This is a genomic window from Tsuneonella dongtanensis (assembly GCF_001698205.1).
Lineage (GTDB): Bacteria > Pseudomonadota > Alphaproteobacteria > Sphingomonadales > Sphingomonadaceae > Tsuneonella > Tsuneonella dongtanensis.
Genome location: NZ_CP016591.1, coordinates 2,027,863 through 2,049,105 on the forward strand (window position 1 = coordinate 2,027,863; position 21,243 = coordinate 2,049,105).

16 protein-coding genes are annotated in these 21,243 nt (G+C 63.0%); 6 read left to right on the top strand and 10 right to left on the bottom strand.

Annotated elements, in window-relative coordinates; translation table 11 throughout:
- Window positions 1-45 precede the first annotated feature (45 nt).
- Window positions 46-234, bottom strand: coding sequence for a hypothetical protein (locus A6F68_RS15335; protein WP_067679318.1), 189 nt, complete (start codon window positions 232-234; stop codon window positions 46-48).
- On the opposite strand from A6F68_RS15335, the gene A6F68_RS09925 reads away from it, so the two are divergent.
- The 4 genes from A6F68_RS09925 (at window position 233) to A6F68_RS09940 (ending at window position 7,662) form a co-directional block, all read left to right on the top strand.
- Window positions 233-2,560, top strand: a complete 2,328-nt coding sequence (locus A6F68_RS09925) for an EAL domain-containing protein (protein ID WP_067679321.1) — start codon at window positions 233-235, stop codon at window positions 2,558-2,560. The genes A6F68_RS15335 and A6F68_RS09925 overlap by 2 nt on opposite strands.
- A gap of 164 nt (window positions 2,561-2,724) precedes the next feature.
- Window positions 2,725-4,821: an EAL domain-containing protein gene (locus A6F68_RS09930; protein WP_232308114.1), complete on the top strand. Its 2,097-nt coding sequence runs from the start codon at window positions 2,725-2,727 to the stop codon at window positions 4,819-4,821.
- Between the two features lie 47 nt (window positions 4,822-4,868).
- Complete coding sequence (gene lepA, locus A6F68_RS09935; protein WP_067679327.1) at window positions 4,869-6,686, top strand: translation elongation factor 4; 1,818 nt, start codon at window positions 4,869-4,871, stop codon at window positions 6,684-6,686.
- A 223-nt stretch (window positions 6,687-6,909) separates the two neighbouring features.
- Window positions 6,910-7,662: a sce7726 family protein gene (locus tag A6F68_RS09940; protein WP_157096707.1), complete on the top strand. Its 753-nt coding sequence runs from the start codon at window positions 6,910-6,912 to the stop codon at window positions 7,660-7,662.
- On the opposite strand, the gene A6F68_RS14730 is transcribed toward A6F68_RS09940, so the two are convergent.
- From A6F68_RS14730 to A6F68_RS14745, 6 genes are all read right to left on the bottom strand, one after another.
- Window positions 7,663-8,730, bottom strand: coding sequence for a beta family protein (locus tag A6F68_RS14730; RefSeq protein WP_074428307.1), 1,068 nt, complete (start codon window positions 8,728-8,730; stop codon window positions 7,663-7,665). It abuts the gene before it with no gap.
- Window positions 8,720-9,121, bottom strand: coding sequence for an ImmA/IrrE family metallo-endopeptidase (locus tag A6F68_RS14735; protein WP_198152587.1), 402 nt, complete (start codon window positions 9,119-9,121; stop codon window positions 8,720-8,722). The genes A6F68_RS14730 and A6F68_RS14735 overlap by 11 nt, the downstream gene beginning before the upstream one ends.
- Window positions 9,122-9,234: 113 nt before the next feature.
- Window positions 9,235-9,729: a hypothetical protein gene (locus A6F68_RS09950; protein WP_067679336.1), complete on the bottom strand. Its 495-nt coding sequence runs from the start codon at window positions 9,727-9,729 to the stop codon at window positions 9,235-9,237.
- Window positions 9,730-9,909: 180 nt separating this feature from the next.
- Complete coding sequence (locus tag A6F68_RS09955) at window positions 9,910-10,728, bottom strand: hypothetical protein (protein ID WP_067679339.1); 819 nt, start codon at window positions 10,726-10,728, stop codon at window positions 9,910-9,912.
- Window positions 10,729-10,834: 106 nt separating this feature from the next.
- A complete protein-coding gene (locus A6F68_RS14740) occupies window positions 10,835-10,996 on the bottom strand; it encodes a Flp family type IVb pilin (RefSeq protein ID WP_074428309.1) in 162 nt (53 codons plus the stop codon).
- 108 nt (window positions 10,997-11,104) lie between these two features.
- Window positions 11,105-11,269: a Flp family type IVb pilin gene (locus tag A6F68_RS14745; protein WP_074428310.1), complete on the bottom strand. Its 165-nt coding sequence runs from the start codon at window positions 11,267-11,269 to the stop codon at window positions 11,105-11,107.
- A gap of 143 nt (window positions 11,270-11,412) precedes the next feature.
- Here A6F68_RS14745 and A6F68_RS09960 point away from each other — a divergent pair, with 143 nt between their 5' ends.
- On the top strand, window positions 11,413-12,213 hold the full coding sequence (locus A6F68_RS09960) for an outer membrane protein assembly factor BamD (RefSeq protein WP_067679342.1): 801 nt from the start codon (window positions 11,413-11,415) through the stop codon (window positions 12,211-12,213).
- Between the two features lie 385 nt (window positions 12,214-12,598).
- Here A6F68_RS09960 and A6F68_RS09965 read toward each other — a convergent pair whose 3' ends face one another.
- Window positions 12,599-14,029: a winged helix-turn-helix domain-containing protein gene (locus A6F68_RS09965; protein WP_157096708.1), complete on the bottom strand. Its 1,431-nt coding sequence runs from the start codon at window positions 14,027-14,029 to the stop codon at window positions 12,599-12,601.
- A gap of 686 nt (window positions 14,030-14,715) precedes the next feature.
- On the opposite strand from A6F68_RS09965, the gene A6F68_RS09970 reads away from it, so the two are divergent.
- Window positions 14,716-17,061, top strand: coding sequence for an EAL domain-containing protein (locus A6F68_RS09970; RefSeq protein ID WP_084001790.1), 2,346 nt, complete (start codon window positions 14,716-14,718; stop codon window positions 17,059-17,061).
- Between the two features lie 293 nt (window positions 17,062-17,354).
- Here A6F68_RS09970 and mfd read toward each other — a convergent pair whose 3' ends face one another.
- Together mfd and A6F68_RS09980 are read right to left on the bottom strand one after the other, a co-directional pair.
- Complete coding sequence (mfd, locus tag A6F68_RS09975) at window positions 17,355-20,822, bottom strand: transcription-repair coupling factor (protein ID WP_067679353.1); 3,468 nt, start codon at window positions 20,820-20,822, stop codon at window positions 17,355-17,357.
- 120 nt (window positions 20,823-20,942) lie between these two features.
- A complete protein-coding gene (locus tag A6F68_RS09980) occupies window positions 20,943-21,206 on the bottom strand; it encodes an FAD assembly factor SdhE (RefSeq protein ID WP_067679356.1) in 264 nt (87 codons plus the stop codon).
- Between the last annotated feature and the right edge of the window lie 37 nt (window positions 21,207-21,243).

Sequence of the window (21,243 nt, forward strand, 5' to 3'; positions counted from 1 at the left end):
TTCGCCGAGAACGATTGGCGAGCGGCAAAACGCGTCCCTTCCTTCTTACTGGAACCGGATCGCGATATTTCTCCCCGCGGCCATGGTGCTTTCCGCAATCGCGGAGAGCTCTTTGCCTCCCTTTTCGTCGGTCGTCGCCGCTGGGTTTGCGATGGCGATCCTCCTTTGCTCACCCACCCTGTCCCGCGTCGAGCGCGCCATAAAGCCGCAATCGCCACAGTACTTCGCGATCATGGGGTTCGCCGTGATAGCGCCGATCGGCCTTGCTTCATTGGCCTTTTCGAACTGGATGGTGAACGGTTCGCTCGATTATCATTGGGGAGCCGCCTCGCTCATCTCGCTGACCGCGCTGACCACCGCGCTTCTCGGCAATCGCATCGTGCTGATTTTTACCGCTCAGGCCGTCTGCTGGTCGATCTACGCCCTTATCGAAGGTACAGCTTATGCGGTGGGGGCCACGAGCGCGGCGGTCCTCGTTCTCGTGCTCGTCAGTCGCTACCAGGCACGCATCAACAAGGCGGAAGCCGAGCGCCAGGCGGCCCTCGAGCGCCGCCAGACACGAGCGGAAGATATCCTTCGCGATTACGAGGAGACCGGGCAGGGGTGGTTTTGGGAAACCGATCGACGCGGACAGATCATCTATCTGTCCGATAGTGTCGCTCGCTCACTGAACCGTGAAAAAGCGGAATTGGATGGGCGTCCATTTGTCGAGCTCTTCGACCTCGCCTGCGACAGCCGTGAGGGGGAGCGGACACTCCTTTTCCACTTGTCCGCGCGATCCGCCTTTACCGAACTAGCGGTCCGATCGAGCAATCCGGACGAGGAGCGCTGGTGGTCGATCAACGGTCGCCCCATTTTCGACGAGTATCACAATTTCTGCGGCTTTCGCGGGTCTGGCACCGACCTGACCGAGAAGAAGCGAAGCGCGGACCAGGCGTCCAGGCTCGCGCGGTTCGACTCCCTGACAGGTCTGGCGAACCGCTTCCAGATGTCGCAGAGCCTGGAAAAGATTCTCGCCAATCCCCTGGAAATGCAGCGCGAGTGTGCGGTTTTCCTGCTCGACCTCGATCGTTTCAAGCATGTGAACGATACGCTTGGCCACCCGGCGGGCGATGCACTGCTGCGCCAGGTCGCCCAGCGGCTCGAACGGACAGTCGGAAGATCGGGCCGCGTCGGCCGCCTGGGCGGTGACGAATTCCAGGTGATCGTGCCGGGGCGGATCGACCGGGCTCAGGTCAGCGCCCTTGCGAAGGACATCATCACAGCAATCTCGCAGCCCTATTCGATCGAGGGTCACCGCGTGGTGATCGGGGTCTCGGTCGGGATTGCAATTTCACCCGACGACGGCACGACGAATGAAGCGTTGATCCGTAACGCCGACCTTGCCCTCTACGCCGCAAAGGACGGCGGACGCGGTCGTCATCATTTCTACGCGCCGGACCTGCACGCTGACGCCGAGGAAAGAAGCAAGCTAGAACGAGACTTGCGCGACGCCATCGCCGAGGGAAACCTCGAACTCCATTATCAGCCGGTCGTGCATATCGCGACGGAGAAGATCGTCGGATTCGAAGCGCTGCTGCGATGGCACCACCCCGCTCACGGGTGGATGTCGCCTGCGAAGTTCATACCGATCGCCGAGGAATCTGGACTGATCGGTGCGATCGGCGAATGGGCGATCCGCACAGCCTGTCAGGACTTGGCACGATGGCCACACGATGTCCGCTGCGCCGTCAACGTGTCGACCCTCCAATTCAAGAATCCCGAACTGCCCTTCATCGTCGAAGATGCGATCGATTCAGCGGGCATCCATCCCGGACGGCTGGAATTGGAAATTACCGAAAGCGTCTTCCTCACCGACGACGAGGGAACCGACGCGATGTTCGCGGCGCTGAAGCAGATCGGCGTCCGATTGGCCCTCGACGATTTCGGCACCGGGTATTCATCGCTGGGCTACTTGAAGAAGGCGCCATTCGACAAGATCAAGATCGACCGGAGCTTCGTCCAGGGTGCTACCGAGAGGGGTAGCAAGAATGGGGCGATCATCGCGTCCATCACCAGTCTGGCCCAGGCTCTGGGAATGGATACCACTGCCGAAGGGGTGGAAACTCTCGATGAACTCGATCTTGTCCGGATGTTCGGTTGCAGCCACGTCCAAGGCTACATCTACGACCAGCCTCTTGATGTCGTAACCGCCAGTTCCCGCTTGGCGACCGGCTTCGATGCTGTTGCGAAGGGGCCTCGATCAGCGAGGGCTGCCCGTCACTCGATGCTCAGGCGGGTCATTCTCGAGCATCAGGGCCAGTTCTACAACGGAACGATCCGCAATATTTCGCAGACGGGTGCGCTCGTCGAGGGGCTGTGGAACGTGCCCGTTGGGACGATTTTTTCCATCGCGCTTTCCGATTCCGTGTCGATGACTGCGACGACGCGGTGGTCCAGCGAGGATCGGATGGGTGTGGAGTTCGCGGTTCCGCTTGTCAGGGGATCTTCGGGCATGTTCGCCGCACTCGATGGGCCGGCGGCCAGTTCCGAAAGCCACCTGTTGCGCCGTACGGCCTGAAGAGGGTTAGCGAATGCTTCAGCATTGGGCTGTATTCTTATCGGGTCGCCCGGGGAAACTGACACGCCGCCATGGCCCTGAACTCATTTTTCACACGTAACCCGACCAATCGGCGTGACCGCTCGCGTTCCCCTTCGGGGCAGGACCCGGCCACTCGACTGGCCTTGCTCGATCAGTTCGAGGACTCGGGCATAGCGTGGCTGTGGGCGACGGATGCTGCCGGAATGCTGAGCTACATATCGGCCAGCGCGGCTGACCAACTTGGCAAAGCCAGCGAAGAGGTAATCGGCAAGCCACTCTCTACCCTTTTCCTGCCGGATAGAGCCGAAGATGAGGACAAGGCCGAACGGCCGCTCGCTTTCCAGCTTCGGGCCAAGAACTCGATCTTCGAATTGCCGGTTCGCCTGGCGGTTGACGACCGGGAAGTCTGGTGGGCGATTAGCGCGCGCCCTCAGAACGATGCGAACGGCGAATTCCTCGGGTATCGGGGGAGTGCAAAGGACATAACAGCGATCCGCGAGACCCAGCGGGATGCATCTCGGATGGCGCAGTACGATGCGCTTACAGGGCTGGCGAACCGGCACCGGATGACCAAGCGCCTCACCGCAACCCTGACAGCTTATAAGGCTGCCAAGCGCACCTGTGCCCTGATGATGCTCGATCTCGACCGATTCAAGCAGGTCAACGATACCTTGGGCCACCCCGCTGGTGACGAACTTCTGAAGCAGGTTTCCCAGCGCCTCGAGCGGATCATTGGCTCGCGCGGGGAAATCGGGCGGCTTGGCGGAGACGAATTTCAGGTCATGCTGCCTGATATCGACGACCGCGGCCGGCTGGGCGAAATCGCCACGAGTGTCATTCAAATGATCTCGCAGCCCTATTCACTCGACGGTAGCAGGGCGATCATCGGTACATCCGTCGGCATTGCGATAGCACCGTACGATGGCATCGAGACCGACGAGTTGGTAAGCAGCGCCGACCTCGCGCTGTATTCCGCCAAGGGCGGGGGCCGGGGGCAGTACCGGTTCTTCTCGAGCGAACTGAAGGACGGGGCGCGGCTTCGTCGGCAGATCGAGGAGGACTTGCGCGACGCGATCCAGACCGATCAGCTGGAAATTCATTACCAACCGATCGTTCGTACTTCCGATCACCGTGCAACCGGTATGGAAGCACTGGTTCGCTGGAACCATCCAGAGCGCGGGTTCATCAGTCCTTCGGAATTCGTACCCGTTGCCGAGGAAACCAACCTCGTAAACGCGCTCGGTGAATGGGTGCTCAGGCGCGCGTGCGAAGAGGCAGCGCAATGGCCTGATTCCCTCACCGTTGCGGTCAACGTGTCGGCGATCCAGTTCTCCGCGACCGACCTGCCGAAAATCGTGCGTTCCACGCTCGATCGCACGGGCCTTCATCCGTCTCGCCTGGTGCTCGAGATAACCGAGAGCGTATTCCTGGGCGACCCTCAAGGTACGCGGGCGATGCTCAAGGCGCTCAAGAAAGTCGGCGTGCGCCTGGCGCTCGATGACTTCGGCACAGGGTACTCGTCACTCGGCTATCTGAGCAGCGCGCCGCTCGACAAGATCAAGATCGACCGTAGCTTTGTCGCCGGCGCGACGGAAAGCGATACAAACAACGCGGAGATCATCGCGGCGATCGTTGGTCTCGCCCGTGCACTAAACATGGAAACCGTTGCCGAGGGTGTCGAGGCAATGGACGAGTTGAAGCTCATATCGGGGCTCGGTGCCAGCCACATCCAGGGCTGGATATTCTCAAAGGCTATGCCGCAATCCGAGTTGCTCGCCCGATTGCAGGAGGGCGGGCTCAAGTTCGTTCCCAGCGGTCCTCCCAAACATCGGACCGACCGTCGCTCGACGTACCGAAAGGTCGGCGTGATTCATGAGGACCACCGGTACGAGGTCGTCATGAGGAACCTTTCGAAGACGGGCGCAGGGATCGAAGGGCTGATCGACGTGCCACTGGGCACCCAACTGGTCCTGGATCTCGGCGATGGACAACTGGCCGTATGCAAGGTCGTGCGATCAGCGGGATTTACGCAAGGCCTTGAATTCGAAGACAGCCTGATCAGCGACGGCGCCGACGGCCTGTGCACGCGGCACCGCATCAGCCCCTACGCACTCGCCGCCGCGGGAATGCCGCTCGCCGCGTTGCCGCCAGGCTATTACAATCCGCCGCAGCGCGATGACGGACTACGCCGGAAGCCAGCGTTTCTGCAGGCGGACCTGTCGAGATCGCGCGCGGCGTGACGCTGCACTGCTGACAGGCCTTTCGCGGGCCGCTAAGGGCGCGCGGAATGACCGACCTTCAGCGCATACGCAATTTCAGCATCATAGCCCACATCGACCATGGGAAGTCGACGCTCGCCGACCGGCTGATCCAGGCGACTGGCGGGCTGACCGATCGCGAGATGTCCGAGCAAGTGCTTGATAACATGGACATCGAGAAGGAGCGCGGGATCACGATCAAGGCGCAGACGGTGCGCCTTTCCTACACCGCGAAGGACGGTGAGACCTACGAGCTCAACCTGATGGACACGCCCGGCCACGTCGACTTCGCCTACGAGGTCAGCCGCAGCCTTGCTGCGTGCGAGGGGGCGCTGCTGGTCGTGGACGCCGCGCAAGGGGTCGAGGCGCAGACGCTCGCCAACGTCTACCAGTCGATCGAGCACGACCACGAGATCGTCCCCGTCATCAACAAGATCGACCTGCCCGCCGCCGAGCCGGAGAAGGTCAAGGCCGAGATCGAGGACATCATCGGCCTCGACGCCTCCGAGGCCGTCCTCACCTCCGCCAAGTCCGGCATCGGCATCGCCGACGTGCTCGAGGCGGTCGTCGCCAAGATTCCGCCCCCCAAGGGCGATCGCACCGCGCCGCTGAAGGCCATGCTCGTCGACAGCTGGTACGATCCCTACCTCGGCGTGGTCATCCTCGTGCGGGTGATCGACGGGGTCATCCGCAAGGGCCTCCAGGTCAAGTTCATGCAGGGCGGGACCGAGCACCTGATCGACCGCGTGGGCGCCTTCACCCCCAAGCGCATCGACCTGCCCGAGATCGCCGCGGGCGAGATCGGCTTCATCACCGCCCAGATCAAGGAGGTGGAGCAGGCCCGCGTAGGCGACACCATCACCACGGTGAAGAGCGGGGCGACCCAGGCGCTGCCCGGCTACAAGGAAGTGCAGCCGGTCGTCTTCTGCGGCCTGTTCCCGGTCGACGCGGCGGACTTCGAGAAGCTGCGCGAGAGCATCGCCAAGCTGCGCCTCAACGACGCGAGCTTCTCCTACGAGATGGAGAGCAGCGCGGCCCTTGGCTTCGGCTTCCGCGCCGGCTTCCTCGGCCTCTTACACCTGGAGATCATCCAGGAACGCCTCAGCCGCGAATACGACCTCGACCTCATCACCACCGCGCCCTCGGTCGTCTACCGCCTCCAGCTCGGCAAGAGCCGGACCGAGGACGCGAAGGAGATCATGCTCCACAACCCCGCCGACTGGCCCGACCAGAACCGGATCGAGACGGTCGAGGAACCGTGGATCAAGGCGACGATCTACACCCCCGACGAATACCTCGGCTCGATCCTCAAGCTGTGCCAGGACCGGCGCGGCATCCAGACCGGCCTGACCTACGTCGGCGGCCGCGCGCAGGTGACCTACGAGCTGCCGCTGAACGAGGTGGTGTTCGATTTCTACGACCGGCTGAAGAGCATCAGCCGCGGCTATGCCAGCTTCGATTACGAGCAGATCGGCCTGCGCGAAGGCGACCTCGTGAAGATGAATATCCTCGTCAACAACGAGCCGGTCGACGCGCTGAGTCTCATCGTCCACCGCGCCAACGCCGAGGCACGCGGCCGCGGCATGTGCGAGCGGCTGAAGGACCTCATCCCCCGCCACCTGTTCAAGATCCCCATCCAGGCCGCGATCGGCGGCAAGGTGATCGCCCGCGAAACGATCGCCGCCCTGCGCAAGGACGTGACCGCCAAGTGCTATGGCGGCGACATCACGCGCAAGAAGAAGCTGCTGGAGAAACAGAAGAAGGGCAAGGCGCGGATGCGGGAGTATGGCAACGTGAGCATTCCGCAGGAGGCGTTTATTGCGGCGCTTAGAATGGGGGAAGAGTGACGACCGCAGGCGCCTAAGCGAGAATTACGCAGCAACCGCAAGCTTAGAAGCCGGTGGCCGAAGGCCAGCGGGAGGATCGGCCGACGTCGGCGCGCAATGGTGAGGATCGACGTCACGTGCCGGACGGAGCGTGTGCGCCGGCAAGCGCGGAGCGGCGCGTGGCGGCGAAGGTCCCCCGAGATTGCGCTGCGACCGCAGGCTTAGAAAGCGAGAGGCTGTCATCATGGCCGGGGGCAGGGGAGCCCCTGCCGAGCTGAGCCCTTCGACAACGCGGCTTTGCCGCGGCGGGACTTGCCATCTGGTAGCGCGCGATTATCAGCCCCTCAACATGGATGAGGTGCAGATCAAAGCTGAAGTTCTCAACTTAATCCGAAGCCAATCGACGCGGCGCAGGCGGCCCGTGGTGGCTACGGAATTCCAGATACTGAAGGGCCAAACCCGCGCTGATCTCGCGATTCTCGATGACGAGTTCATCGGCGTTGAAATTAAGTCAAAAAAGGACACGCTAAAACGACTCGTAAAACAAACTAACGACTATCGTAATTGTTTTGACAGAACAGTTTTGGTTTTAGATGAATCGCATCTTTTAGCTTACCTTGGTATTAAACTTCCATTCTGCGACGTGTGGACATTCGACGAGAACAAGAATCTTAGGCAATTTAGCGAAGGACGTCACGAGCGCGTTCCGGATGAAAACCTTTACCGCATGCTCACGCTTAAAGAGCGAGAAATGGCTTTCCGAGATGCGCGCTTCAGCGGGTGGTCGCAGCGGGAAATTTTTCTCCATTTCTTCAAGTTGAAGTTCGGCCCTACAAGCGATCAATTCTGGAAATCGGTCGGAAGGCGAAAGATTCTTCGCCATGACATCCAATTGCTAAGCAGGTTCCGCGAAATCCGACTGAAGGCAGAGAAAAACGTTGCGGCCCGAGATGAGGAGTGGGCAGCGTGGCTTCAAGCTCAGAACATCGAGCCCTGACTACTCATCCCAATCGTCTTCTGTCTCTTCCGCAAGTGCGGGATCGTCGTGAAATGTCTGGACTTGGAGATGCAGATTTATCCGGGCTGCCGTCGCTTTCTGTGGGCTACTGATTGCCGACCGATCCCCAGCGATTGTGCGCTCAATCATTTGAGTGCCCCAAACTCGGATATTTGGGTTCCAAAACTGCGTGGCGGCGAGCAGTCGTGCCTGTGCTTGGTATCCCGAAAATCCAGATTGCGTTTCATGACGGAAGAAGCGCCAGTCTGCCGCAAGAGGATAATCAATGCGGGGATAGGGTTGTCCGCCGCCGCCGCCTGGACGCTCGATCCGTGCGCTACCCCGATCGCTGTAGATTAGTTCAGGAATCCCTAGGGCCGTCAACTGGTTGAAAAGCCGACGCTCGTATATCTGCTGAGCGGGCAAATTGTCGAAGGACGATGGGAATGATGTGGCTGATAAACAGATGAACGCGTCTGGGCAGCCATTCCGGATCGTCGCGATGTATCCCTGTGCCAGAGCAGCGACTTGCAAGTGATCTGCTGCGACCGTTTGAAAATCGAGGATGAACACAACGTCGTCGCCGCCGTCAGTCAAGTTTCCCACCCTCTGGGCAAGGGCGCCCATTCCCGGAAAAGCAGGTCGTGGCAGATGTATAACTAGCCCTCGGTCGAACCCCCAGAGGCAATCAATCTGCGCGCTTTCCTCAACGGTATTAGGGCTTAGCTGCGCGACTGGGATAAAGTTCTCGTGATCCTCGATAAAACCGCACCACGATGCGAAACCCCCATCCGCGCGGCGCAATCGATCGAGTTCGCCGAACACTGGACGTTGCTGTGTGGGCTCGCGGTCGCCAACTCCAACGATAATCGGGCGCTCCCCATAAGCCTCTTCAAGTCGGTCGAGAGCGTTTTGAAGGCGATTTGACCCTACCCAAGGACGCAGGGGCACGTAGGGTAGCATCCGATCTTTTGTGCTGTCTGGTAACTCCTCAAGCGCCCTCATTTCGCCCGGTCGAACCGAAAGCAAGGGAATGTACGCCAGACTGTCGAAATCTCTAAGCGCCATCTATGTCGATCCGAAGTGTCTCCAGCCTCACTGACATCGCTGGTTCAGAGACATTCAGCTCATTTGCAAGATGCGCGAGTCGATCACCCACATCTTTTTCGATTGCGTCATTTAATGCTGCGTCAATTAGATGTGGCGGCATCAATATATCGGCTGCAAGGCGGTTAGCCTCCTGCTCCCTGCGATCACTCAAGGACGAACGATACAGCTTATCGTCCTGAATGCCATTTCCAATCTGATCTCGGTGAAGAAGAAAATGGGCTAGTTCGTGAGCCACTGTGAAACGCTGCCGCCGCTTTGGGTCATGCCGATTGACGCGTATGGTGTAAGTGCCATCTGGCGCGCGGGTGATTTCGCCTGATATCCCTGGCGAAAGCGTAGCAGCTTTCACTTCTACGCCTAAGGCCGTTGCGATCTCGCGCAGCCTTACGGCACCTTCGGCTTGGAAGCCGAGAATAGTCTCCCGAATACTAGCCGCTAGACCTCTCCACTCAGGAGACATATTTAGTTCCCGTCATCGTTTGGCAGCGCATCTGGCGCGCCTTCTCCTTCAACATCGTCCTGATAAAGCTCATCATCCTTGGCCCGATTTCCAAAGGTAACTTCGTCCACCCGAACTTTGATCCGCTCTTCCATCTCGTCTGAGTTGATCTCCTCGCTGATCGCTCGTTCAAGATAGCGACGAATCTCTCCGTTCTCAATCTGTTCCTTTACCTCCTCAACTGCCGCCTCTTGGGCGGCTAGAGTGGCGCTGCGTTTGAGTTCAGAAAATCCCCAGACCGCCGCGATGGCAAAAGCGACGCCAAGGACCGTCACAAGTACACCAACCGCCGTCAACAGGACTGCCGCGAGGTCTAGGTAGCTGAAGCCATTGGGAGTGAGATCTCCCAGCCAACCCAGGAGTATGACACTCGCGAAGGCGCCCGTGATCCCCCCTACGACTAAGGGCAAAATCCAGCCATTCAGACCAGAAGTGGTGTTTAGTCTGCGGTTGCTCATGCCTTTGCATAATGGGGCTACGCGATGTTGCCTATATCAACCTGCAAACAGAAAAGACGTCATGGAAGTAAATCCCATGACGTCGAACGGGTTCGGTTGACGCCGACCCGCCGGCCGGCTCGCTCGATGCGCTGCGCGCACTGGCTCGTAACGCGTCGCTAGGCTATCCAAGCTTTGGCGTTACTCGCCTTCGAGCGACCTCCAATCATCCTCCCCCGCATCAAACGGCTCCAGTGCCTCCACCGGGTCGCCGAAGCCGTTGATGTCCATGCAGTCGCCGACGGGGGCCCAGTCCTTGTCCGGGGGCATGATCACGAAGTCGGTGAGCGGGTCGTCCTCTGGCTTTCCCTCTTCCTCGCGCCGGTGCCAGGCGGCGAGTTCGGACAGCTTGGCCTGCATCGCCTCGATCTCGGGCAGGGTCATCGCGACGGGATCGAAGTGTTCGATCATCGCGGCGTTGATGTCGTCCTTCTCGGCCTGCGAAGGTACCGGCATCGTTATCGACATGGGATTGCCGCTCAGCCGGTCCGCACCCGGGTCGAAGTAGCTGGCGGAGAGGCGGCGGCCGTCGCTCCCGCGCATGTTCATCCTGAGGCAGAACATCAGCAGCCGGTCGTTCTTCACGCGGCGGAAGCCTTTCAGCTTGCCGCCGACGAACACGGGGGAGAGCTGGCCGTTGAGCGCGCGTTCGAACGCCTCGTCCTTCAGCCGCTGGACTCCGAAATCCAGTGCCGCTTCCCACGCGCGGCGGAACCCCTCGCTGCCGCGCTGGCGGCGGAGGTAATAGGCGCCCTCGGGGCTCATGTTGACGTGCATCGCGGCGCGCTTGACGCTGCCGGTGTCGGCCAGCGCCCCGATGAAGGCGCGCTGGCGCTCGGGCGTCCACCCGTCGTGGCGGAACTTGCGGGGGACGGGCTCGAAGGTGGGGAGGTGGTGGCCGGCGGCCTCCATCTCGGCAAGCGGGGTGCGCGTCTCGCGCGGGTCTTTCTTGCGGGTCATGCGGGGCTTCTCCTGTCGGTCGGGCAAACCGGACAGGGTGAAGCAGATTCGGGCCGTGTAGGAAAATGCGGGCGAGGGTGCTCCGGCCGGGGGGCCTCGCGGCGCCCTAGAAGGTCATCCCGTCCTTCGCCTCGGTCAGGGTGCCCGACAGCGCGTTGCCAGCGCCCGCCATCGCCGCGACCGCCACGATGGCGATCAGCGCTATGATCAGGCCGTACTCGATGGCCGTGGCGCCGCTCTCGTCGCGAATCAAACGGTGCAGGATCATCCCGTCGCTTCCCCTGTTTTCCTGGTGGAGCGAGGGTGAAGCAGGGCGGTTTCGCACGGGTATGCGAAAATCCCTAACGGCGCGGCAAGGATGCCGGCGGCGCGAGCGTCAGCTGGCGTTCTCGTAGGCGGCCTCGACCGTCTCGAACTGCGCGTTCGAGCGCTGGCCGAGCGCGAACATCGCCCCGATCGCCGCGACCGATATCAGCGCGGCGATGACCGAATATTCGATCGCGGAGGCACCTGCGGTGTCCTTCAGGATTCGGCGCAGCATGGTAAAATCCTCTTCCCTTGTGGTTCAAGCGTTTAGCGGCGATTGGTTCGCAAGCCGTTAACCAACGCGCGCGCGATTACCCGGGGGAGGAGCGCGCCAACTTCACTTTGCGTTCACGCAAGTGCCGGTTATAGGCGCCGGTCATGCAGACCCGCACGCGCCCCTCCGCCAAGCTCGTCCTCGCAACCCTCGCGCTCGGCGCGTCGCTCGCCATTACGGGCTGTGCGGGCAGGGCCGGTCCGAAGGACACCGCCTATGTCGCGCGGGACGTGGAATCGCTCTACGCCGCGGCCAAGGCCCGGCTCGACCGCGGCCAGCCCAAGATCGCCGCCGCGCTGTTCGACGAGGTGGAGCGCCAGCACCCCTATTCGCCCTGGGCGCGCCGGGCGCAGCTGATGAGCGCGTTCAGCTATTACGTCGCGGCCGACTACACCAAGGCGGTGGAGAGCGCGCAGCGCTTCCTGTCGATCCACCCGGGCAATCGCGACGCGCCCTATGCCTATTACCTGATCGCGATCAGCTATTACGAGCAGATCAGCGACGTGACCCGCGACCAGAAGGTAACCGAGCAGACCCGCACCGCGCTGCAGGAGCTGATCCGCCGTTACCCCGCGACCGAATATGCGAGCGATGCCCAGCTCAAGCTCGACCTGGTGAACGACCACCTCGCGGGCAAGGAGATGGAGATCGGCCGATATTACCAGCGCAGCGGCAACTGGCTCGCATCGCAGATCCGCTTCCAGAATGTGGTCGACAACTTCCAGACTACCAGCCACGCACCCGAGGCGCTCTATCGCCTGGTCGAAAGCAGTCTGGCGCTCGGCGTGCCCGAGGAAGCGGTGAAGAACGCCGCCGTGCTCGGAGCGAACTACCCCGGCAACGAATGGTACGAAAAGGCCTACGCGCTGGTGCAGAAACGCGCGCCCGGCGCTTCCGCGAGCTGATCGCGAGCCGGAAAACCGGCGAAAATCAGGAAAAATATCATCTTCCCATAAGGAATCGATGGGCGCGCCGCACGGCCGGCTGAGCGCACGTTCGAACTGGTTTCACACCAGGGCGAACCACAATGCATTTCATGTATCTTGCATCCGGCGCGAGCGCCGCATTCCTCGTCATCGGTAGCGGGGTGTCGGCCCAGACGGTCGATATTACCGGACAGAACGTCGTCGTCGACCAGCTGACGCCTCCGGGCGGTCGCTTCGTGCCGACTTACTTCAACACGGTAGCCTACGGGCCCGGAACGCCGCCCGCGTCGGATTGGCCGGCGAGTTATGACGGTGTGGAAAGGGCCGCGGCTGACCACCGCGACCCGATCCCTGGGAAGGGCAGTCAGCTGCGGCGAAAGTCGGGCTGGCTGCCCGACAGGCGCCAGTATTTCTCCAGCCCGCTTGCTTTTAGCAGAGCCTGGTAACGGCTGTCGTTGCGCAGGGGTGCGAAGGCTGGCCGGAAAAGGAATACTGTCGCGACTTGCAGGGCGATCGTCTTCGATTGCGCCGCCACGGCGAACAGACGTGACAGGCTGTCGAATGCGTCGTCGGCGAAACCCATCGCGACAAGCGTCGGCGCATGGCGCTGGGCGGAGATGAGGTCGCGCGTGATCTCGGCGGTTATCCGCATCCGCGCATTAGCGAGGGCGGCCTGATCGCCCTTCTGGATCGCCAGCGCCAGTGCGGCGCGTTGCTCACCGACTTCGGCGGGAATGTAATCCGGCCGGGCGCGCGGGTCGCGGGCGAGGGCGATCGCCTCGTCGTAGCGGCCGAGCTCCAGCAGGAGAGCGAACCGCTGGTTCCAGAGATAGCCGTGTGCGGGCCACCGCCTCGTGGCTTCCTCGAACGTGGCATCGGCCTGCAGCAGGTCTCCCGACATGGCATGGCCGATGGCCACGTTGCCCCAACCGATCGGCAACATCGGATCTATCTCGATCGATCGCTGCGCGAATTGGCGCGAATCCCGCAGGCGGCCGACGTCACGCAGGAACATCGCGCGTCGGGCATGGGCGTACCAATAGTCCGGGTGACGATCGAGCAAACCGGTCGTCGCCGCGTCGAAGCGGGCATAGTTGCCGAATGCCGGTTCGGAGAACGACAGGGCTGCGTCCGCGTCGGGCTGGTCGGGATCGAGGGCGAGGCTGCGACGCGCGGCGCTGATCATCTGCTCGCGTACGGACGTCCGGTCGCGGTTGCTGAAGCCCGAAAAGGTCAGGAGGTGGGCCAGCGCGAGCGCGCCCCACGAATCCGCGTCGTCGGGGTCGATGGACACGGCCTGCTTGTAGAACGCGACCGCCTGCTCGCTCGTCCCGGGTTCGCCGGTGAGCTGGATGAGGTGGGCCCGTTCGGCAAGCGCGACCACTCGCGGGTCGCGGGGCGATCCGAGTATCGCTTCCCGATTGAACCAGGCCGCGACGCTGCCGAGCGCTAGAACCCCACCGGCCCCGCCGAGGATCGCGATCCTGCGGGAAAGGCCCAGCGTCTCGACACTGCCGCCCGGCGACAGCGCCGGTTCGTCCGTCACGAGGCGAAAGCCGACCTTCTTGATCGTCTCGAGGCGGACCGCTTCACCGACCACTTCCGCCAGCCCCTGGCGCAAGAGCGAGATGGCCCGGTTGATCGCGTCGTCACCAACGATACGACCGTCCCAGCACAGGGCGATTAGGTTGTCGCGTGAGAGGACCTGGCCCGGATTTCGCGCAAAGGCGACGAGGACCTGCATGACCCGCGGTTCGAGCAGAACCTCTTTTCCATCGGCCGCTATGGTCCTCATGGGCGGGTTGATGGTCAGCGGACCCACGACGATCTGAGGAAGCCGCGAAAGGTCGGTCGGAGGCGCTTCGCTGATTGTCGGCCGCTCGAGATTGATGGGACACCTGCCAGGCAGTGGATTGCTTACGGATGGCTTCGCGCCGCTCGCACCCTGGCGGTTATCGGACCGGCCCGGGCGCCCATGCCCAATAAAGCCGCCCGACGTCGGTGGGAAGGGGGCGGGTCGAGGCCCCGGGTGCTCTTCCGGACAGCGGCGACGAACTTTTTTGTGTCGGCTGCGGTAACTTCAAATAAACCCTCGTGAGAAAGGTTCGCCTGGCGGGGGATAAGACTTTTCGCGGGCCATTCTCGCATCCCGAAGGTGGGGACGGGTCGAGCGGCATCCCGCGGGCCGCTTCTTCGAGAACGCGCCGCTGCAACCGCAAATGCATCAATTGCCTCGAAAACGTTGTTGGCTGGGGATAGTGCCTGTCGACAAGAGTCGAGGTCACTCGACCCTGCTGGCGTTGTCGAACAGGCCCGGCGGAACCCTGAACGCGTTAACCATCGCGCCGCCCGCAAATGCCCGTAACCGCGCCAATTCTCCGCGTTAACCGGCAATCAGGGTTACGATTTCTTTTCGATTTGGTCCGATAGCGATGTTTCGAAAACTTCGACGTCGGGAAGATCTAATGCTGCTGGTGCGCAATGCCTGACATGACCGCCCCAATGGACAGCGTGGCTGTGCCGCAGCCGCGGTGGCCGTGGTCGCGCGCGTCGGATGGCAAGCGGCTTTCGGGCGATCGTCCGGGACTGTCGCGAAGGAAGATCGCCGCGTGGGCGATACTCATCGGTCTTATCGCCGGCTTTTTCGACCTGCCTTTGCCGATCGAGGACACCGCGCGCGCGATAAGGTCGGCGGTGCGCATGCATGCGGCGGACCAGAGCGTCGTCGTCGTGACGGTCGACGATCGGTCGCTCAACGAACTCAGCGTCAATGACCCCCTCCGCAGCGACGATGCCCGCTTCCTCGACCGATTGTTCGAGCTGGGCGCCCGGCGCGTGTTCTTCGACCGAGCATACGCCGACCTGACTGTCGAGAGCGAGGATCGGCAATTCCGCGACGCACTCGATCGGCACAAGCCCCATGTTTATCTCGGCGCGATGGCCGACTTTCGTCAAGTCGACGGTCGCACGGTTTCGATTGTCCCCCACCCCTATTTCCGGCCGCACGCGAGCGTCGTGTCGCTCTATGGTCTGGAAGGCCCCCTCGGACTGTCGACGAAATTTCCCGGCCAGTCGCGCGTGCACGGCGCAATCTATCCGTCGCTCTCCGTCGCGCTGGCCGGCGTACAACCCTTTGCGGGCAAGTACCGGGTCGACTTTTCGATCGACCACGCGACTGTGCCGATCGTCAGCTACATCGACGTTCTGAAGGGGAGAGCCGGGCGTTCGGACTTCGCGGGGCGCGACGTCGTCGTCGCCCCGTCGAGCCGCGTGACCCAGGATTATCACCCCGTGCCCTACCGTGCCCCGGCGCCCGGAGCGGTGCTCCACGTGCTGGGGGCGGAAACCCTGCGCAACGGGATCCCGCGGGACTTGTCATGGTATCCCGCGTTCGTCCTCGCTGCGCTGGTGGTGATGTGGCAGGTTTCGCGCGTACGCCCGTCGCGCAGGATCATGCTGTCGACCGTGGCAATTCTCGCCGCCGGCCCGCTCGCGCTGGATGCCCGGAACGTGAATGTCGACGTGGTGCCTGCGCTGATGATCATCGGCATCGCCTGGTTCCGCCTGCACCGGCTTGCCGAGGCGACCTATCGCGGGACGACCGGCCTGATCCGCATCGACACGCTGCACGCGGGCGGTACGGCGCCCGAAATGGACGTGATCGCGCTCAAGATCCGCAACTTCGGCACGATCAGCGCAAACCTGACGCCCGAGGACATCGACGAACTGCTCATCAAGGCGCGCGCGATGCTGCGGGCGACCGAGCGCAACGACCAGTTCGCGTTCGACAAGGACACGTTCGTGTGGCTGCGCCCGCGCGCCCCGATCTCGGAGCTGGAGAATCACGTCCTGGGGCTCCACGCGCTGTTCCGGACCAGCATCACCATCGGGTCGCAGAAACCGGACGTCGCATCGTCGATCGGGATCGACACCATCCACGACGGGTCGCTGCGCGAGCGGACCGAGAACGCCATTCAATGTGCCGAGGATGCCGCGCATCTCAATAAAATCTACCTGATCAGCGAGCCGGTGCTGGCCGCCGATCGGGCCTGGCGCCTGCAGATCCTTTCCGAACTGGAAGAAGCCCTGGCGACAGATCATGTAGAGGTCGTCTTCCAACCGAAGGTCTCGCTCGTTAACGAGGCGATCGTCGGCGCCGAGGCGCTGATGCGCTGGACGCATCCGGAACGTGGCCCGATCGACCCCTCGATGGTCATCGCGAGCGCCGAGGAACACAACCGCGTCGAAATGATCACGCGCTTCGTGCTTGAGCGCGCGATGCGCGACGCGCGTCAGGCCGTGGCGATCGATCCCGCCTTCAAGGTGGCCGTCAACATTTCCGCGCTGGACTTGCGCGACCCGCGCTTCGTCATCGGGCTGGAGAGCATCATCCAGGCCAACCGCTTCCCAGTCGCCAACCTCGTGCTCGAAATCACCGAGACCGCGCCCATCGAGAACGATGCCACGGTCACCGCCAATCTCGCCAAACTCAAGAAGCTGGGCGTGCGCCTGTCGGTGGATGATTTCGGCATCGGCCACGCCTCGCTGCACTACCTTCGCCAAATCCCGGCCGACGAGGTCAAGATCGACCGAAGCTTCGTAACAGGTATCGAGACTTCCACAGAAGACCGCGCTCTTGTTCGCACCGCGATCGACATGATTCATTCGCTGGGACGAACAGCGGTCGCCGAAGGCGTCGAAAACAAGGCGACGGTCGATATGCTTCGGGTAATGGGCTGCGATGTTGCGCAGGGTTACTTCTACTACCGTCCGATTACGATGGAGACACTTGTTTCACGGCTGCAGGACGGCGCGATGGCCGCTTAACACTTGCAAAACGTTTACGACCTGTTAACCATGCCTGTTAGCACATCCCGTGCGAAACAGGAGGTCGTATGTCGTTCTGGGAATGGTTCGAGAACTGCTTCGGCGGACGCTGAACGCACGAAAATGTTGAAAAGCCCCGGTTATTCCGGGGCTTTTTGATTCCCGGCCCGGGTGTTTCGGGCTGGAGCAAGTCGGTCGCAAACCCTTGCGAATCACGGTTAAGAATCCCCGAATCGGCAGGCGATTCGCGGCAGGTTTTTGGCTGTCCAAGGCAGATTCCGGCCGCAGTAGGCTCAGGCGGCCTTCTTTTTCGCCTGTGCCCGCAACGCGACCCCGCTCAAACCCTTGGTCAACTGGTACAACCCGTTGAGGCGGCTCTGCGGGTCGCCCCATGCGCGGGCCAGCACGAGTTTCATGTCGGGCCGCAATTTCGCGTCCGGACCCACTCGCTCGACCCAGGCGATAAGCCCCGCCGGATCGGGGAAATCATCCTTGTGGAACGTGACCAGCGTGCCGCGCGCACCCACGTCGATCTTGGCGATGTTCGCGCGGATCGCCTGGTGCTTGATCTCGATCAGCTTGACGAGGTTCGCGGTCGCGGCGGGCAGGGGCCCGAAGCGATCGATCATCTCGGCGGCGAGGCTCTCCACTTCGCCCTGGTCGCGCGCATCGTTGAGGCGGCGATAGAGACCCATGCGCACGGCCAGGTCGGGGACGTATTCCTCCGGGATCATGATCGGCGCGTCGACTGTGATCTGCGGGCTGGGCCCAGCCTCGCGCTCGAGACCGACATCGCCTGCCTTGGCGGCCAAGATCGCGTCCTCCAGCATCGACTGGTAGAGCTCGAAACCGACCTCGCGGATATGACCCGACTGCTCGTCGCCGAGCAGGTTGCCCGCCCCGCGAATGTCGAGATCGTGGCTGGCGAGTTGGAACCCGGCGCCCAGGCTGTCGAGATCGCCCAGAACCTTGAGGCGCTTTTCCGCCACTTCGCTCAGCACGGTGTCCGCCGGCGTCGTCAGGTACGCATAGGCGCGCAACTTCGACCGGCCCACGCGGCCGCGCAGCTGGTAGAGCTGGGCAAGGCCGAACCGGTCCGCCCGGTGGATCACGATCGTGTTGGCGCTGGGAATGTCGAGCCCACTCTCGACGATCGTTGTCGAAAGCAGCACCTCGTACTTGCCCTCGTAGAACGCGCTCATCCGCTCTTCGACCTCGGTCGGGGACATCTGGCCGTGGGCACTGATCGCCTTCACTTCGGGCACGTGCTTGTGCAGCCACTCCTCGACCTCGGGCATGTCGGCGATACGCGGCACGACGATGAAGCTCTGCCCGCCGCGGTGATGCTCGCGCAGCAGTGCCTCGCGCATGACCATATCGTCCCATTCCATGACGTAAGTCCGCACCGCGAGGCGGTCGACCGGCGGGGTCTGGATGGTGGACAGCTCGCGCAGGCCGCTCATCGCCATCTGCAACGTGCGCGGGATGGGCGTGGCGGTGAGCGTGAGGACGTGGACGTCGGCGCGCAGCTGCTTGAGCTTTTCCTTGTGCGTCACGCCGAAGCGCTGCTCCTCGTCGACGATCACGAGGCCGAGGTTCTTGAACTCGGTCGATTTCGACAGGATCGCGTGGGTTCCGATCACCACGTCGATATCGCCAGACTTGAGGCCGTCGCGGGTGTCCGACGCTTCCTTCGCGCCGACGAGGCGGCTGAGTCGCCCGACCTTCAGCGGGAAGCCTGAGAACCGCGCGGCGAAGTTCTCGTAGTGCTGGCGAGCGAGCAGGGTCGTCGGCGCGACGACCGCGACCTGGCGCCCGCTCATCGCGGTTGCGAAGGCAGCGCGCAGGGCGACCTCGGTCTTCCCGAAGCCGACGTCGCCGCAGACGAGGCGGTCCATCGGCTTGCCGCTGGCGAGATCTTCCAGGACTTCCTCGATCGCGCGGTCCTGGTCGTCGGTCTCCTCCCACGGGAAGCGATCGACGAACTGGTTGAAGCTCGCTTCCTCGGTCTCGACGACCGCAGCCTTGCGCAGCGCGCGGGCGGCCGCCGTGCGGAGCAGTTCGTGGGCGATCTCCCGGATGCGTTCCTTGAGGCGGCTGCGGCGCTTCTGCCACGCCTCGCCGCCCAATCGGTCGAGCGCGACCATTTCCTCGCTCGATCCGTAACGGCTGAGGACCTCGAGGTTCTCTACGGGCACGTAGAGCTTGTCGCCCCCGTGGTACTCCAGCATCACGCAGTCGTGCTTCGACTTGCCGACGGGGATCGCTTCGAGGCCGAGGTACTTGCCAATCCCGTGGTCGATGTGAACCACGAGGTCGCCCGCATTGAGCGCCTGAAGCTCGGCAAGGAAGGCGTCGGCACTCTTGCGCTTCTTTTTGCGGCGGACGAGCCGGTCGCCGAGCACGTCGGCTTCGGTGAGGAGATCCACCTGCTCGTTCGCGAACCCGGCCTCGAGCGGCAGGACCAGCGCGACGGGCTTGCCTTTCGCACTGAGGCCGAGGGCCTCCTGCCAGGTTTCGGCGAGCGCCATCGGTGCGCCCGCTTCACCGATGATCGACGCGATGCGCGCGCGGCTGCCCTTGGAATAGGTCGCGAGCAAGGGCTTCTTGCCCGCCTTGCCCGCCGCCTTCAGATGATCGGCGGCGGCGGCATAGACGTTGTCGCCTCGGGTCCGTTCAGGTGCGAAGTCGCGCCCCGAGCGGAAACCGAAATCGACCACGCCCGCGCCTTCGGGCTCCGCAAAGATCGAGGCGCGGTGGATCGGGCCTTCGGCAAGCGCGGCGTCGAGCTCGCCCTGCGTCAGGTAGAGCGCGTCTTCGGGAAGCGGGCGATATGTGCCTTCCTCGCGCTGGCGGTGGTAGTCGGCCACGTCCGTCAGGCGCTCGTCGGCGGCACCCAGCGCAGCGTTGTCGATCACCAGAAGGTCGTCGGGCGAAAGGTGGTCGAACAGCGTCGCCATCCGCTCCTCGAACAGGGGAAGCCAGTGTTCCATGCCCGCAAGGCGCCGGCCGTCGCTGACTGCCTGGTAGAGCGGGTCCTGCGTCGCGTTGGCCCCGAACCGCTCCCGGTAACGGGTGCGGAAACGCTTGATCGTGTCTTCGTCGAGCAGCGCCTCGCTCGCGGGAATGAGAAGGTGGCGCTCGATCACCCCGGTGGTCATCTGGGTGTTGGGATCGAACAGGCGCAACGACTCCAGCTCGTCGCCGAAGAAGTCGAGCCGTAGCCCCGCCTCGAGGCCGCTCGGAAATAGGTCGAAGATGGAGCCGCGCACCGCGAACTCGCCGTGGTCGATGACCGTGTCGGTGCGGTTGTAGCCCTGGCGCTGGAGCAGCGCGATCAGCGCCTCACGGGCGATTTCCATCCCCGGCCTGATCTCGCGCACCGCCTCGCGCACGCGGAAGGGGGTGAGTACGCGCTGGAGGACCGCGTTGATCGTGGTGACCAGCAGTTGCGACCCGGTCTTGCCGGCCTGGAGACGGTGCAGCGCGGCGAGCCGCCGGGCGCTGACCGAGAGGGCGGGGGAGGCGCGGTCGTAGGGCAGGCAGTCCCACGCCGGAAACTCGACGACCTCCAGCTCGGGCGCGAAATATCGCGCGGCCTCGGCAAGTCCGGACATCGCCGCTTCGTCGGGCGCGATAAAGACGGCGCGTCCCTTCGACGCCCGCGCGAGGTCCGCCATCACCAGCGGCTGGGCACCGCGCGGGATCGAGGACAGCGTCAGCGGCGTCTTGGCGGACAGGATCTTCTGGAGGTCGGGCATCGGGATCCTGTCAGCTGGGCACGCGCGGCAGGCCCGTCCGGTGATTCCGGGCGGGCTGTGGTGGTGGAGGTCAGATAAGCCGAACGCGCCGAACGGCAAGCCGTTTCCGGCACGGTGCGATCAGGGCATCTCGACGTAATCGAGCCGCTGCATCAATGCCATGTGCTGGCCGGCGAACGCATCCGGCACCGGCTGCGTGCCGAGTGCCCAGGCCATCACGTCGACGTCGTCCTCTTCCAGCAGTCCTTCGAACCAGTCGAGCGCAGCGTCGTCCCAGCTTTCGTGGTAGCGGTCGAAGAACCCGCCGATCATGTAGTCGGCCTCGCGCGTGCCGCGATGCCAGGCGCGGAACTTCAACCGCCGGATTCGGGAAGCGCTGTCCATTGCGAGCCGCCTATGGCACGCGGCGCCCGCCGACAAC